Annotated in this window: 14 protein-coding genes; 11 read left to right on the top strand and 3 right to left on the bottom strand. The window is 72.9% G+C overall.

The window, feature by feature from the left end:
* The first annotated feature begins 19 nt into the window (after positions 1-19).
* Entirely contained in the window at positions 20-859 is an 840-nt protein-coding gene (locus ABT026_RS19165; protein ID WP_351115795.1) for a potassium channel family protein, read from the top strand.
* 257 nt (positions 860-1,116) lie between these two features.
* Here ABT026_RS19165 and ABT026_RS19160 read toward each other — a convergent pair whose 3' ends face one another.
* Positions 1,117-1,422, bottom strand: a complete 306-nt coding sequence (locus tag ABT026_RS19160; protein ID WP_351115794.1) for a small hydrophobic protein — start codon at positions 1,420-1,422, stop codon at positions 1,117-1,119.
* A gap of 133 nt (positions 1,423-1,555) precedes the next feature.
* Between ABT026_RS19160 and ABT026_RS19155 the strand changes: the two genes are divergently transcribed.
* Together ABT026_RS19155 and ABT026_RS19150 are read left to right on the top strand one after the other, a co-directional pair.
* Complete coding sequence (locus ABT026_RS19155; RefSeq protein ID WP_351115793.1) at positions 1,556-2,800, top strand: alpha/beta hydrolase; 1,245 nt, start codon at positions 1,556-1,558, stop codon at positions 2,798-2,800.
* Between the two features lie 58 nt (positions 2,801-2,858).
* Positions 2,859-3,752 (top strand): DUF4429 domain-containing protein, encoded by an 894-nt coding sequence (locus ABT026_RS19150; protein WP_351115791.1) that lies wholly within the window; start codon positions 2,859-2,861, stop codon positions 3,750-3,752.
* Positions 3,753-3,825: 73 nt separating this feature from the next.
* Here the strand turns inward: ABT026_RS19150 and ABT026_RS19145 are convergent, their stop codons facing one another.
* Positions 3,826-4,632 (bottom strand): GntR family transcriptional regulator, encoded by an 807-nt coding sequence (locus tag ABT026_RS19145; protein WP_351115886.1) that lies wholly within the window; start codon positions 4,630-4,632, stop codon positions 3,826-3,828.
* A 251-nt stretch (positions 4,633-4,883) separates the two neighbouring features.
* Between ABT026_RS19145 and ABT026_RS19140 the strand changes: the two genes are divergently transcribed.
* The 6 genes from ABT026_RS19140 (at position 4,884) to ABT026_RS19115 (ending at position 11,088) form a co-directional block, all read left to right on the top strand.
* Entirely contained in the window at positions 4,884-6,137 is a 1,254-nt protein-coding gene (locus ABT026_RS19140) for an extracellular solute-binding protein (protein WP_502968011.1), read from the top strand.
* Positions 6,134-7,126: a carbohydrate ABC transporter permease gene (locus ABT026_RS19135; RefSeq protein WP_351115789.1), complete on the top strand. Its 993-nt coding sequence runs from the start codon at positions 6,134-6,136 to the stop codon at positions 7,124-7,126. The genes ABT026_RS19140 and ABT026_RS19135 overlap by 4 nt, the downstream gene beginning before the upstream one ends.
* A complete protein-coding gene (locus ABT026_RS19130; protein WP_351115787.1) occupies positions 7,123-7,968 on the top strand; it encodes a carbohydrate ABC transporter permease in 846 nt (281 codons plus the stop codon). The genes ABT026_RS19135 and ABT026_RS19130 overlap by 4 nt, the downstream gene beginning before the upstream one ends.
* A 115-nt stretch (positions 7,969-8,083) precedes the next feature.
* The gene (locus ABT026_RS19125) at positions 8,084-9,529 is read left to right on the top strand and encodes a cellulose binding domain-containing protein (RefSeq protein WP_351115785.1); all 1,446 of its coding nucleotides are present in this window, start codon (positions 8,084-8,086) and stop codon (positions 9,527-9,529) included.
* Positions 9,530-9,767: 238 nt separating this feature from the next.
* Positions 9,768-10,256: a GNAT family N-acetyltransferase gene (locus ABT026_RS19120; protein ID WP_351115784.1), complete on the top strand. Its 489-nt coding sequence runs from the start codon at positions 9,768-9,770 to the stop codon at positions 10,254-10,256.
* A 19-nt stretch (positions 10,257-10,275) separates the two neighbouring features.
* Entirely contained in the window at positions 10,276-11,088 is an 813-nt protein-coding gene (locus ABT026_RS19115) for a serine hydrolase domain-containing protein (RefSeq protein ID WP_351115783.1), read from the top strand.
* Between the two features lie 12 nt (positions 11,089-11,100).
* Here ABT026_RS19115 and ABT026_RS19110 read toward each other — a convergent pair whose 3' ends face one another.
* The gene (locus ABT026_RS19110) at positions 11,101-11,775 is read right to left on the bottom strand and encodes a pirin family protein (RefSeq protein WP_351115884.1); all 675 of its coding nucleotides are present in this window, start codon (positions 11,773-11,775) and stop codon (positions 11,101-11,103) included.
* A gap of 144 nt (positions 11,776-11,919) precedes the next feature.
* Between ABT026_RS19110 and ABT026_RS19105 the strand changes: the two genes are divergently transcribed.
* Both ABT026_RS19105 and ABT026_RS19100 read left to right on the top strand, forming a co-directional pair.
* On the top strand, positions 11,920-13,137 hold the full coding sequence (locus ABT026_RS19105; protein ID WP_448317426.1) for a PucR family transcriptional regulator: 1,218 nt from the start codon (positions 11,920-11,922) through the stop codon (positions 13,135-13,137).
* Between the two features lie 89 nt (positions 13,138-13,226).
* On the top strand, positions 13,227-14,138 hold the full coding sequence (locus tag ABT026_RS19100; RefSeq protein ID WP_351115781.1) for an ACP S-malonyltransferase: 912 nt from the start codon (positions 13,227-13,229) through the stop codon (positions 14,136-14,138).
* Positions 14,139-14,148: the final 10 nt, after the last annotated feature.

Genomic DNA, 14,148 nt, shown 5'->3' with positions numbered 1-14,148 from the left:
CTACGATTCACGGATGGTCATGGACGAATCGACTGCCTCCGCGGCTCCCGCGCCTTCCACGGCTTCCACGGCTTCCACCGCCTCCGCGACGGCGAAGGGCCCGCTGGAGGCCTGGGAGCGGCGCACCCAACGGCCGCTGCTGTTGCTCGCGGTGGTGTTCGCGGTCGCCTACGCGGTGCCGATCGTGGACCCGGACGCGACGACGGCGGTGGTCCGGACGTGCCGGTGGGTGGAGTGGGTGGTCTGGGCCGCGTTCGCGGTGGACTACTCGGCTCGCCTGCGGCTCTCGGAGGACCGCCGGCACTTCTTCCGCACGCACGTGCTGGACCTGCTGGCGGTGCTGCTGCCGCTGCTGAGCCCGCTGCGGCTGCTGCGACTGGTCTCCACGCTGGTCCTGGTGGGCCAGCGGGCGCGGCTGAGCTCGCAGGTACGGCTGACCACGTACGTCGCCGGGTCGGTGGTGGGGCTGCTGGTCTTCGGCTCGCTGGCCGTGCTGTCGGTGGAACGCAACGCGCCGGGCGGCAACATCAGGACACTGGGCGACGCGGTGTGGTGGGCGTTCACCACGATGACGACGGTCGGCTACGGGGACCTCGCGCCGACCACCGGGCTGGGGCGGCTGCTGGCGGTCGGGCTGATGCTGTCCGGCATCGCGCTGCTCGGTGTGGTGACCGCCAACATCGCGGCCTGGTTCATCGCCCAGTTCGACAAGGACGACGCGGAGGAGCGGCGCCAGACGGAGGAGATCCGCACCCTCACCGAGGAGGTCCGCGCCCTGCGCACGGAGATCGCCGCCCTCACCGCCGCCCACTCCGGCTCTCCCGGCCTCGCCACGACGCCCACCGCCAAGGACCGCTGACGGCACCGCCGAGGACCGCTGACGGCACCGCCGAGGGCCGCCGGGGCACCGCAGAGGACCCCAGGGTCCGCCGAGGGCCGCCCAGAGCACCGCGGAGGGCCGCCGGGGCACCCGCCGCGGCCGCCGGCATCACCCGGGGCGTGCGCCGCGGCGCCGCCGCCGGGCCCTGAACCTCCGCGACGGCGGCCCGGGCATGCCGAAGGGCGCCGGAGCGGAGAGGAGGCGCTCCGGCGCCCTTCGGCCCAGGGACGGGCGGGTCAGAGGATTCCCGCGCCCGTTCCTGCCCCGGCGAGAGCGATCAGCGCCAGGACGGTGTCGATCGCACCGAGGACGACCGCGACCAGCGCGGGCCATCCCGCGTTCGCGCCCTTCCAGGTGCGTCCCATCGCGAGCCAGCCGCACACGACCGCCGCCGGGCCGAGGATGATCCCGGCGACGAAGAGTCCGGCGACCGCGCAGACGACTCCGATGATCGCGAGCGTCGCGCTGTCCAGCCCGGTCCGTGACGAGCTCACGCCACGTGAGCGGGGGTGCCTGCGCGCGCCTTGTCCGAAGCCGGCCATATCAACTCCCTTGCACCCTCTGCCTTGTAGGGGCGCCTATCGGGTTCACTGTTCGGATTGCCCGCAATCGGCGTGCCATTCATGCCAGTTACGGCTTTCCGGCGACCGGGCCGGTCTCCTAGGGTTCCCCCCGATGACGACCTCGCCGACCCGTCCCGCCTCCGGCCCGCCCCGCCGCGGCCTGCGGCGGAGAGCGGCCCACGCCCTGCCCGCCCTCGCGGTGGTCTTCGCGCTGCTGACCACCTCCGGCTGGGCCGCGGTCACCGAACCCCGGCCGGCCGGCGCGCTCGCCGCGGACGTCGCGGCGTGGGGGCGGGGCCGGATCGACGGCCGGCCGCTGCCCGACCCGGCCTCTCCCCCGGACCTGCTGGCCGCCTTCTTCGCCTCCCTCACCTCCCGCGAGCGGCGCCGCCTGGCCCGCAGCCACCCGCTGGCCGTCGGCAACATGAACGGCGCGCCGGTGCGGCTGCGGTACTACGCCAACCGGCAGGCCCTGGCCGAGGCGCTGCGCGGCGAACGCGCCCGGCCCCGCGACCCCCGGCTGGGCGCGGAGGACCGGGCCGAGGCCCGCCGCAGACTGCATCGGTTCGCCTCGCTGGTGGACGGGGACCGCAAGGTGCTGGCGTTCGACCCGGAGGGACGCGGGCGGGTCGCGGAGGTCTTCGGCGACCTGGAGCGCGCCGACCGGATCTCCGTGGTGGTGCCCGGCGCGGGCACCGATCTGCTCACCTTCCAGCGCTCCGCCCTCCCCCGCTCCGCCCCGGTGGGCATGGCGCTGGCGCTCCGCCGGGCCCAGCGGGAGGCACGGCCCGAGGTGCGCACCGCGGTGATCGCCTGGGCCGACTACACCGCCCCGGAGGGTCTGGGCGTGGACGCGGCGACCGCCTCGCTCGCCGCCGCGGGCGCGGGCCGGCTGTCCGCGCTGGTGAGGGCCCTGCCGGGCGAGGCGGGCGTCGCGCTGTTCTGCCACAGCTACGGCTCGGTGGTGTGCGGGCTGGCCGCGCGGTCGCTGCCCGGCCGGGTCACCGACATCGTGGTGGCCGGCAGCCCCGGCATGCGCGCCGAGCGTGCCTCCCGGCTCGGCTCCCGGGCGCGGATCTGGGCCGCCCGCTCCGCCGGGGACTGGGTCGGGGAGCTGCCGCACGTGGAGCTCGGCGGGCTGGGCCACGGGGCCGACCCGGTCTCCCCCGCGTTCGGCGCGAGGGTGCTGTCCGCGGCGGGGGCCAAGGGGCACACCGGATACTTCGCGCCAGGCAGCGAAAGTCTGGGGAATTTCGCTCTGATCGCGGCCGGGGATCCCTCCGCCGTGCACTGCGCACGCGAAGAAGACGCGTGCGGAACCCTTCCTACCGGAGGGTCGCCGGTCAGAGGCACGTAGCGCCGGAAAAATTTGGGGCCTGTCGGACACGGGACGGCGAGGGGGAGGCACGCTTACGATGAGCCGCATGGGTGACGTACTGGCCGGATTTCATGCCGCCTGGGAGTTCGAGTCCGACTCCGTGCTCATCCGCTACGAACGGGGGATCCGCACACCGAGACTGTTCCAGGCGCTCGGCGAGCGCCGTGTGCCGCTCGCCGCCCTCGCCGGGGTCGAGCTGTCCCGCGGGCGGCGCGGCACCGTCGTGCTGCGCGCGCGGCCGAGGGCGGGGGCCGACCCGCTGATGGACGCCGCCGACGGCCAGCTGCCCGAGGGCAGCGACCCGTACCGGCTGGTGCTGCCCGCCGACCGGGAGACGCTGGCCGAGTACTACGCGGACGAGCTGCGCGCCCTGCTGCCGGGCGACCCGGGGCCGACGACGAGCTGTCTGGTCGCGCCGCCGGAGCCGCCGCGGCAGTTCAAGGCCTACGACGCGAAGGCGTCCTTCGACGGCTCGACGGTGACCTTCCGCTGGTCCTGGACGGGCGCGTCCTCCGCCAAGTGGAAGACGGGCGACCAGTACGTGCCGGTGGCGGACCTGGCCGGGGTGGAGTGGAGGTCCCCGGAGGCGCTGGAGGGCCACCTGCGGCTGCTGCGGCGCGGCACCTCGGACCACGGGGCGCACGTGCCGGTGGACCAGGACCCCTCGGCGGTGGTGTTCGGGCTCGGGTACGGCCCGGTGCACGAGTCGCTCCCGTTCGCGGCGGCGGTCCTGGCCGCGGCGCGGGCCGCCGGCGGCGCGGCGGCCAAGAGCACGACCGAGCGGATGACGCCGGTGGCGGTCGGGGTGACCCGGCGCGACCCGGCGGACATCGCCGACCGGATCCGCCACCTCGGCGAGCTGCACCAGGCGGGGCTGGTCACCGACGAGGAGTTCACCGCCAAGAAGGCCGACCTCCTCGCCGAACTCTGAGCACGCCGGTCGGTGAGCGTCCCCGGCGTGCTCAGAGTTCGGCGAGTCGGTGCGCGTCCCGGCGGTCGACGCGTCAGTACGCGTCCCCGGTGGTCGACGAGGTGATGATGCCGTCGTGGGCGAAGTCCCCCGGCGGGATGCCCGGGTGGTGGCCCCCGGGACGCGGGCGCGGGCCGGGCGGACCGAGGGCCAGCCGGGAGACGATGCGGTAGCGGTCGCCCCGGTAGACGGAGTGGACGTACTCGACGGGGCGTCCGGAGGTGTCCGTGGTGAGGCGCTCGATGAGCAGCGCCGGGGAGAGCACCGGCACGTCGAGGACGGCGGCCTCCGCCTCGTTGACGACGGTCGGCTCGATGGACTGGGTGGCCTCGTGCACGGTCACCCCGTGGTGCTCCCTGAGGTGGTCGTAGAGGTCGCCGGCCTCCAGTTCGTCCGAGGTGAGCGAGGCGGGCACCAGGGTGGCCGGGAAGTGCAGGTGCTCGACGGCCATCGGGGCCCCGTCGACCAGGCGCAGCCGGGCGATGTAGACCAGCTCGGCGGCCGGCGAGATCCGCAGCCGGCGGCCGATGCGGGCCCCGGCCTGAAGGGTGGCGCGCTCCAGGATGCGGCTGGACCAGGAGCCGGAGGCGGAGGGGACGTCCAGCGGGGCCCGGTCCGAGGTCAGCTCCTGGGTGATCTTGGCGGGGGCGACGAAGGTGCCCCGGCCCTGTTCCCTGGTCAGCAGGCCGGTGGCCACCAGGCCGTCGACCACCGCGCGCAGGGTGGGCCGGGACACGCCGAGTTCGGCGCACAGGGCGCGCTCGGAGGGGATCGCGTCGCCCGGCCGGCTGGCCTCGATCAGCACGCGCAGGTGCTCGCGGACACGTTCCCGTTTGAGCATGGCGCTCGACGACCCGCTCCGCACGGCGGCCTCCCTCCCCGGCCGCGGACGGACCGGCTGGTCAACTACCCAACCCGCCGACCGGTCAACTGGTCAAGCGCCGTGCCACACCTTCCCTCAGACCCAAGTGGGCAGTATTTCCAAGGGTGTTGAGTAATTCCTGGTGGGATTGACGGGCCCTCCGGAGGGTGCCAACTTCGTTTACCACTCAATGCCGGATGACCAATTGGTCAGGTCTCATCGAGGTGACCGTGAAGATCCGCATCATCGCCGGACTGTCCGCCCTGGCGGCGGCAGCCGCGCTCACCAGCTGCAGTTCGGGTTCGTCCTCCGACAAGGGCGACGGCCCGCAGAAGATCACCGTGTGGATCATGAAGGACAGCGTCACCGACGACTTCCTCGCCCGCTTCACCAAGGCCTTCGAGAAGGACCACCCCGATCTGGACCTGGACGTCCAGATCCAGGAGTGGAACGGCATCGGGGAGAAGGTCACCGCGGCCCTGGCCAGCAACGACGCCCCGGACGTGATCGAGGTCGGCAACACCCAGGTCGCGCAGTACTCGGCGAGCGGCGGGGTGAAGGACCTCAGCGACAAGGTGGAGGAACTCAAGGGCTCCGACTGGCTGCCGGGCCTGGCCGAGCCGGGGAAGATCGACGGCAAGCAGTACGGCATCCCCTGGTACGCGGCCAACCGGGTGGTCATTTACCACAAGGACCACTTCGCGAAGGCCGGCATCAAGGAGCCTCCGAAGACCCGGGACGAGTGGATCGAGGTCACCGAGAAGCTGAACAGCGGCAAGGTCCAGGGCATCTACCTGCCGGGCCAGAACTGGTACACGCTGGCCGGCTTCGTCTGGGAGGACGGGGGCGACCTCGCGGTCCACACCCAGGGCCCGTGGAAGGGTTCGCTGGACAGGCCCGAGGCGCTGCGCGGCATGGAGTTCTACAAGAAGCTCCAGGCGCTCGGCAAGGGCCCCAAGGACTCCGACGAGGCCGAGCCGCCGCAGGCGGAGGTGTTCGCCAAGGGCGACGTCGCCCAGGTGATCGCGGTGCCCGGCGGCGCGAAGATCATCGAGCAGGCCAATCCCGAACTCGCCGGCAAGCTGGGCTTCTTCCCGGTCCCCGGCAACACGGCGGGCAAGCCGGGCGCGACCTTCACCGGCGGGTCCGACCTGATCGTCCCTGAGGCGTCCGCGCACCAGGACGCCGCCTACCAGGTGATCGAGGCGCTGGCCGGAGACACGTGGCAGAGCGACATGGCCAGGACCATGAGCTACGTGCCCAACCGGACCTCGCTGGCCTCCGTCATCCAGGACAACGAGGGCACCGCGGCGATGGCCGCGGCCGCCGCCCAGGGCCGGGCGACGCCCAACTCGCCGCAGTGGGCCGCCGTCGAGGCCGCCAACCCGATCAAGGAGTACATGACGGCCGTCCTCACCGGCCAGGACATGGCGAAGGCGGCGAAGAAGGCCTCCGAGAGCATCACCAAGACCCTGAACTCATGAACCGGCCGGCATCCGCGGACGCGCGGGAGGGGACGGCGGCGGGCGCCCCTGCCGAGGTCCCCGGCCCCTCCCCCGTCTCCTCCCGGAGCCGTGGCCGCTTCGACCCGCGCGGCCTGTGGCCCTACCTGCTGATCGCCCCCACCGTCGTGGGCGCCGTGCTGCTGCTGGGCTACCCCCTGATCCGGAACCTGCTGATCTCGGTGCAGGCGTTCGGGATGGGCGAGCTCATCCGCGGCGACGCCGGTTTCGTGGGGCTGGACAACTACCGGGAGATCCTGTCCGACCCCGAGCTGTGGGAGGTCGTCCGCCGCACCCTGTGGTGGACGCTGCTCAACGTCGTGCTGATCATGGTGCTCGGCACGCTGGTGGCGCTGATGCTCCAGCGGCTGGGCCGGGTGATGCGGATCGTGGTGACCAGTGGCCTGGTGCTCGCCTGGGCCAGCCCGGTCATCGCGACCACCACGGTCTTCCAGTGGCTGTTCGCCTCCCGGCTCGGCGTCGTGAACTGGGCGCTCACCCGCCTCGGCTTCACCTCCTTCGAGGACTTCTCCTGGACGGCGAACGGCACGGCCGCCTTCACCGTGCTGCTGCTGATCGTGGTGTGGCAGTCGGTGCCCTTCGTCGCGATCACCCTGCACGCGGCGCTGCTGACGGTGCCGGCCGAGCTCTACGAGTCGGCGCGGCTGGACGGGGCGGGGGCGTGGCGGATCTTCCGGTCGATCACCCTGCCGATCCTGCGGCCGGTCTTCGGGCTGATCCTGTGCCTGGAGATCATCTGGGTCTTCCGCTGCTTCGCCCAGATCTGGGCGATCACCGGCGGCGGACCCGACCAGGCCACCACCACGCTGCCGGTCTACGCCTACCGGATCGCCCAGTCCCTGCACCGCTACGACCTCGGCGCGGCGGTGTCCACCCTGACCGTGCTCCTGCTGCTGGTCGTGCTGATCCCGTACCTGCGCCAGATGCTCCGTCAGGAGGCCGAGGAATGAGCAGAGGAGTGAGCCGGGCGGCGCGGCGCCGTCTGCCACTGAACGCCGGGGCGCTGATCGTCTTCGTCCTCTCGGCGTTCCCCGTCTACTGGATGATCCTCACGGCGTTCAAGCCGACGCCGGAGATCCAGGCGGAGACCCCGGTCTTCTGGCCCACCTCCCTGACCCTGGAGCACTTCGCCACCGCCGCCCGGGCCGACGGCTTCGCGCAGTTCTGGCGCAACAGCCTGCTGGTGACCCTGACCTGCGTGGTGCTGGCGCTGCTGGTGGCGCTGGGCGCGGCCTTCGCGGTGGCGCGGATGCGCTGGAAGGGCCGCCGGGCCTTCGTGCTGATGGTGTTCGTCGCCCAGGTCGCGCCCTGGGAGGCGCTGCTGATCCCGATGTACGTCATCGCCCGGGACACCGACATGCTCGACCGGCTGCCGACGCTCACCCTGATCTACTTCATGATCACGCTGCCCTTCACGGTGGTGACCCTCCGGTCGTTCCTCACCGGCATCCCGGTGGAGCTCGAGGAGGCCGCCCGGGTCGACGGGTGCACCCGCTCCCAGGCGTTCCGCCGCGTCACCTTCCCGCTGCTGGCGCCCGGCCTGCTGGCGACCTCGCTCTTCGGCTTCATCACCGCCTGGAACGAGTTCGCCTTCGCCAACATGCTGATCATCAAGAACCAGGACGACCGCACCCTGCCGGTCTGGCTCTCCTCGTTCTCCAACGTCTTCGGCACCGACTGGGGGGCCACCATGGCCGCCTCCACGCTGTTCGCCCTTCCCGTCCTGCTGCTCTTCCTGGTGCTCCAGCACCGGGTCGCCGCCGGCATGGCCGGCGGCGCGGTGAAGGGGTAGGGCGCCGCCGCAGCGCGCGCCGCTCCCCCCACCCCGCACGTCCCACCCGCACGTCCTCCGGGCCGGCGCCCTCCCCTGCCGGTCCGGCCCCCACCCCTCAGGAGAGGACGCTCGCATGACCTCCAGCACGAGCCCCACGCACGTCAGAGGCAACCGGATCCGCGCCACCCTCCTCGCCGCCGCGCTCGCCGCCGGCGTCGGCTGCGCCACCCTCACCACCCTGCCCGCGGCCGCCGCCGGGGAGCAGGTCAAGGTCCAGTACCGGCAGAGCTCCACCGGCGGCGACCAGGCCGAGCCCTGGTTCAAGGTGGTGAACACCGGCTCCTCCTCGGTGTCCCTCGGCCAGGTGAAGCTGCGGTACTACTTCAAGGCCGAGGCGGGCGCCTCGTACACCTTCCGCTGCTCCTGGGCGGTCAAGGGCTGCGCCAACATCACCGGGACCTTCGGGACCCTCGCCAACCCGACCTCCACAGCCGACCGCTACCTGGAGATCGGCTTCACCTCCGGGGCCGGCAGTCTCGCCGCGGGCGCCGACAGCGGCGACCTGCAGCTGCGCTTCTACCGCTCCGACTGGCGCCCGCTGGTGCAGAGCGACGACTACTCCTTCGGCCCCTCCCAGACCTCCTACGGGGACTGGAACAAGGTCACCGCGACCGTCGGCGGCACCCCGGTCTGGGGCACCGCGCCCGCCGGCAACACCCCCTCCCCCGACCCGACCGACCCCACCGACCCGCCGACGAACCCGCCGGGCGGCGGCGCCACGCTCTTCGACGACTTCACGTACACCTCGCACACCGACCCGGCGCTCGCCTCCCACGGCTGGAGCGTGCGCTCCAACTCCGGCGGCCCCGGCGTGCCCGGCGCGACCTGGGCGCCGGACAACGTCACCTTCGTGCGCGACGGCTCCAACACGGTGATGAACCTGGAGACCTCCACGGCCGGCACCGCCGGGACCACCGAGATGACCGAGGTCCTCACCCGCGCGGTCAAGTTCCGCAACGGCACCTACGCGGCCCGGGTCCACTTCTCCGACGCCCCGCGCAGCGGTCCGGACGGCGACCGTCTCGTGCAGACCTTCTTCACCATCAACGACCTCACCGCGCCGATGGCCGACGACTACGCCGAGTACGACTTCGAGTACCTGCCCAACGGCGGCTGGGGCGAGCCCTCCAACATCCTGTACACCACATCCTGGGAGACCTACCGGCCCGACCCGTGGGAGGCGGTCAACGCGCACAGCGAGTCCCGCACCAGCTACGCCGGCTGGCACGACCTGGTCGTCACGATCGACAACAGCAGCATCGTCTACTACGTGGACGGCCAGGAGTTCGGCCGTCACGACTCCCGGTACCTGCCGGAGCGGCCGATGTCGATCAACTTCAACCAGTGGCTGATCGACCTGGCCGGCCAGACCAGCACCACGCCGCGCTCCTACGACCAGAAGGTCGACTACGTCCTCCACGTGAAGGACCAGGTCCTCACCCCGGCCCAGGTGGCGGCCAAGGTGGCGGCCTACCGCACGGCCGGGACCGCCTTCCAGGACACGGTGCCCACCGCGTAACGGGCGCGGGAAAGGTGGGCGGCGCGGAGGGGAAGGACCTCCACGCCGCCCCATCTTCCGCACACAGGTGCGGATATTTCACCCGTTCAGGTGAGCCTGGATTGGGCGCCATGCCCCATGGGCAGCCCAAGGTCACAGCGGGTCAGGCCCTCCGCAGGACATACGGAGGGCGCCGGTCCGTTCGTGCGCGGCCGGAGGGGAGCGGCGGACGAACGGACCGGCGGCGTATCGTCGCGGCATGGTCTTCGCCCGACGCGCCCTGCCCGACGACGCCCGTGAGGTGCTGCGGCTCCGCCAGGTCATGCTCGACGCTGTGCATCCCGGACGCACGCCGTCGGATCCGGGCGGTACGCCCGAGTGGCACGCCGGGGCGCTGGAGCCGCTGCGGCGCCGGCTCGCCGACAAGGACGGCGACTTCGCCGCGTTCGTGGTCGACCACCCCGAGAACCCCGGGGCGCTGGCGTCGCTGGCGGTCGGGCAGATCGGTTACCACATCGGCGGGCCGGACAACCCGGGCGGGCTCGACGGCCACGTGTTCAGCGTGGCGACCGATCCGGACGCGCGTCGCCGTGGGTACTCGCGGGCCTGCGTGGAACTGCTGCTCTCCTGGTTCCGCGAGCAGGGCTGCGGGCGGGCCGGGCTCACCGCGTCGGCCGACGCCGAGCCGCTCTACACCTCGCTCGGTTTCGTCCCCAACCCGTACCCCTCGATGCGGCTGGTGTTCTGATCCGCCTACGCTTTTCGACATGAACAGCTTGGCGATGATCGAGTCCTGGCCCGTGACCACCGCCGCGGCGGGCGTGGTGCGGGCGGACGGCACGGTGGCCGGCGTCCACGGCCCCGTCGACCACCGGTTCCCGCTGGCCTCGGTCACCAAGCCGCTGGCCGCGTACGCGGTGCTGGTGGCGTACGAGGAGGGCGCGCTCGAGCTGGACGAGCCGGCCGGCCCCGAGGGCGCGACCGTCCGCCACCTCCTCGCACACACCTCCGGTCTCGCCTTCGACGAGCACAGGGTGATGGCCGCCCCCGGGGAGCGGCGGATCTACTCCAACGCCGGCTTCGAGGAGCTGGGCCGCCACCTGGAGAAGGCGACGGAGATGCCCTTCGCCGAGTACGCCCGTCAGGCCGTGCTGGAGCCCCTCGGCATGACCGCCACCACCCTGGACGGCTCGCCCGCCAAGGACGGCGTCTCCACCGTCTCCGACCTGCTCCGCTTCGCGGCCGAGGTCCAAGCCCCGCGCCTGCTGGACCCGCGGACGGTGCTGGAGGCGATGACCGTGCAGTTCCCCGGCACCAAGGGGGTGCTCCCCGGGTACGGGCACCAGAACCCCAACGACTGGGGCCTCGGCTTCGAGATCCGCGACGGCAAGTCCCCGCACTGGACCGGCTCCTCGTCCTCCCCCGCCGTCTTCGGCCACTTCGGCCAGTCCGGCACCTTCCTGTGGGTCGACCCCCACGCCCGCCTCGCCTGCGTCGCCCTCACCGACCGCCCCTTCGCCCAGTGGGCGATCGACGCCTGGCCCCCGTTCACCGACGCGGTACTGGCCGAGGCCCGCTAGACGGTCAGGCGGTCAGATGGCCGGGGCGGCCTGAGGCCGGTCGGGGAACTCCCACACCAGGAACTCCGCCGCGTCGGCCGCCTCCGCCACGAGGCCCTTCTCGTCCGAGAGACGGGCCGCGTCACCCGGGGCCAACACCCGTCCCTCCAGGACCAGTTCACCGGTGGCGAGGTGGAGGTAGAGCGAACCGGTGTCGGGCAGCACCACGTTCTCGCCCGCGGCGAGGCGATGGATGTGCAACACCGCGCCCGCCTCCGGGAGTTCGTACGCCCCCGCCCCCAACTCCCGCACCAGCGTGTACGCCGGCTCGCCGCCCGCTGCCACGGGCGTCAGCCACATCTGAAGGAAGCGCAGCGGTACGGTCCCGTCGTTGCGCTCGACGTGGCGGACCCCGGCCGCGGCGCTGAGGTGCTGCAGGTCGCCGCGGCGCACCCGCCGCTCGCGTCCGCCGGAGTCGCGGTGGGTGAGCTCGCCCTCCAGGACCCAGGTGACGATCTCCACGTGGCGGTGCGGATGCTCGTCGAATCCGGAGCCCGGCTCCAGCCGCTCCTCGTTGACGGCGATCAGCGGGCCGAAGCCGAGGTTGTCCGGGTCGTAGTGGGAGCCGAAGGAGAAGGCGTGGCGGGTGGTGATCCCCGCGCCGGGGTCACCGCCCGGGTACCGGTCGCCGGCCCGCCGTACGTCGATGGTCACACCGGCCACGCTACCGGCGCCGCACCCCGCGGCCCGCGGGGCCCGCCGAGCGGTTGCCAGCCCGGTGTGACGGTCCGCACACGTACCGCTGCCACCCGGCGCGTCGCAAGCCCACCGGCATGGGGCACCCTTGGGGGCGTGCCCGCACCAGATCCTTCCGAAGCCGCTCCGTCCGCGTCCGGCCCGCCCGCCCCGCACCGCTACTCCGCCACGCTGAAACGGCTGGAGCGGTCGTCCGGCAGCCTCGCCGCGCAGGCGATCGCGCGGATGGACGAGACGCTGCCCTGGTACCGGGCGATGCCTCCGGAGAACCGGTCCTGGATCGGCCTGGTCGCGCAGGCGGGCATCGCCGCGTTCACCGAGTGGTTCCGCCGCCCGCAGACCCCGACGCAGGCGATCTCGACCGACGTCTTCGGCACGGCCCCCCGCGAGCTGACCCGCGCCATCACGCTGCGGCAGACCGTGGAGATGGTGCGCACCACCATCGAGGTGATGGAGTCGGCGATCGACGAGGTCGCCGCTCCGGGCGACGAGTCGGTGCTGCGCGAGGCACTGCTGGTCTACGCGCGGGAGATCGCCTTCGCCACCGCCCAGGTGTACGCCCAGGCCGCCGAGGCGCGCGGCGCCTGGGACGCCCGCCTGGAGTCGCTGGTGGTCAACGCGGTGCTCTCCGGGGAGGCCGACGAGGGCGCGGTGAGCCGGGCCGCGGCGCTGGGCTGGAACTCGCCGGAGCACGTGTGCGTGGTGCTGGGCACCGCCCCCGAGGGCGACAGCGAGCTGACCGTGGAGGCGATCCGCCGCGCCGCGCGGCACACCAAGCTTCAGGTGCTGACCGGCGTGCTGGGCCACCGCCTGGTGGTGATCGCCGGCGGCAGCGACAACCCGATGCACGTGGCGAAGTCGCTGATCGGGCCGTTCGCGGCCGGTCCTGTGGTGGCCGGCCCCGTGGTGCCCGACCTGCTGGCGGCGACCCGTTCCGCGCAGGCGGCGACCGCCGGGCTCAAGGCGTGCTCGGCCTGGCCGGACGCCCCTCGTCCGGTGCTGGCGGACGACCTGCTGCCGGAGCGCGCGATCGCCGGGGACCCGATGGCGCGCGAGCAACTGGTGGAGGAGATCTACAGACCGCTGGAGGAGGCCGGATCGGCGTTGCTGGAGACGCTCAGCGTCTACCTGGAGCAGGCGAGCAGCCTGGAGGGCGCGGCCCGCATGCTGTTCGTCCACCCCAACACCGTGCGCTACCGGCTCCGACGTGTGACCGATGTCACCGGGTGGTCACCCTCCGACGTCCGCTCCGCGTTCGCCCTGCGGGTGGCCCTGGTCCTCGGGCGTCTCACCGACGGTGATCACCTCGCCTGAGCGTTTGTCCAGGTCCTACAACTAGCCTTGCCGTTCTTCGTCCCTGTCCCCACGGGCGGGGGCCGCCGTCTCCGAGAGAGAGTGTGAAAGTGCTCGTACTCGTCGCTCCCGGCCAGGGCGCCCAGACGCCCGGCTTCCTGACTCCCTGGCTCGAACTCCCCGGCGCCGCCGACCGCCTCGCCGCGTGGTCGGACGCGATCGGCCTCGACCTCGTCCACCACGGGACCGAGGCCGACGCCGACGCGATCCGTGACACCGCGGTGGCGCAGCCGCTGCTGGTCGCGGCCGGTCTGCTGTCCGCGTCCGCGCTCGGCGACGTGACGCCCGGCGCGGTCGCCGGTCACAGCGTCGGCGAGATCACCGCCGCCGCGTTCGCCGGCGTGCTGGAGGACTCCGCCGCCCTGTCGCTGGTGCGTACCCGCGGTCTGGCGATGGCCGAGGCCGCCGCCGTCACCGAGACGGGGATGGCCGCGCTGCTCGGCGGCGACCCCGACGTGACCGTCGCGCACCTGGAGAAGCTGGGCCTGACCCCGGCGAACATGAACGGCGCGGGCCAGATCGTGGCGGCGGGCACCGCCGCGCAGATCGAGGCGCTGGTCGAGGACAAGCCCGAGGGCGTGCGCCGCGTGGTGCCGCTGAAGGTGGCCGGCGCGTTCCACACGCACCACATGGCCCCCGCGGTCGACACGCTCGCCGCGGCCGCCGAGGCGCTCACCCCGGCCGACCCGCGGGTCGCCTACGTCTCCAACAAGGACGGCGCGGCGGTCTCCTCCGGCGCCGAGGTGCTGAAGCGGCTGGTCGGCCAGGTCGCCAACCCGGTCCGCTGGGACCTGTGCATGGAGACGTTCCAGAAGCTCGGTGTGACCGCGCTGATCGAGGTCTGCCCCGGCGGCACCCTCACGGGCATCGCCAAGCGCGCCCTGCCGGGCGTCAAGACGCTCGCCCTCAAGACCCCCGACGACCTCGACGCGGCCCGCGCGCTCATCGCCGACCACGCCTGACGCCCCAGAA

The sequence above is a fragment of the Streptomyces sp. NPDC002734 genome (genome assembly GCF_040295685.1).
In the GTDB taxonomy this organism is placed as follows: Bacteria; Actinomycetota; Actinomycetes; order Streptomycetales; family Streptomycetaceae; genus Streptomyces.
Note: the sequence above shows the minus strand (reverse complement) of the source record. Positions and strands in the feature narration are given on the sequence as shown.

Bases quoted from the DNA above. Each gene is read 5' to 3' on its own strand.
- ABT026_RS19165 (WP_351115795.1), top strand. From the start codon at position 20: ATGGACGAATCGACTGCCTCCGCGGCTCCCGCGCCTTCCACGGCTTCC.
- ABT026_RS19160 (WP_351115794.1), bottom strand. From the start codon at position 1,422: ATGGCCGGCTTCGGACAAGGCGCGCGCAGGCACCCCCGCTCACGTGGC.
- ABT026_RS19155 (WP_351115793.1), top strand. From the start codon at position 1,556: ATGACGACCTCGCCGACCCGTCCCGCCTCCGGCCCGCCCCGCCGCGGC.
- ABT026_RS19150 (WP_351115791.1), top strand. From the start codon at position 2,859: ATGAGCCGCATGGGTGACGTACTGGCCGGATTTCATGCCGCCTGGGAG.
- ABT026_RS19145 (WP_351115886.1), bottom strand. From the start codon at position 4,632: ATGCTCAAACGGGAACGTGTCCGCGAGCACCTGCGCGTGCTGATCGAG.
- ABT026_RS19135 (WP_351115789.1), top strand. From the start codon at position 6,134: ATGAACCGGCCGGCATCCGCGGACGCGCGGGAGGGGACGGCGGCGGGC.
- ABT026_RS19130 (WP_351115787.1), top strand. From the start codon at position 7,123: ATGAGCAGAGGAGTGAGCCGGGCGGCGCGGCGCCGTCTGCCACTGAAC.
- ABT026_RS19125 (WP_351115785.1), top strand. From the start codon at position 8,084: ATGACCTCCAGCACGAGCCCCACGCACGTCAGAGGCAACCGGATCCGC.
- ABT026_RS19120 (WP_351115784.1), top strand. From the start codon at position 9,768: ATGGTCTTCGCCCGACGCGCCCTGCCCGACGACGCCCGTGAGGTGCTG.
- ABT026_RS19115 (WP_351115783.1), top strand. From the start codon at position 10,276: ATGAACAGCTTGGCGATGATCGAGTCCTGGCCCGTGACCACCGCCGCG.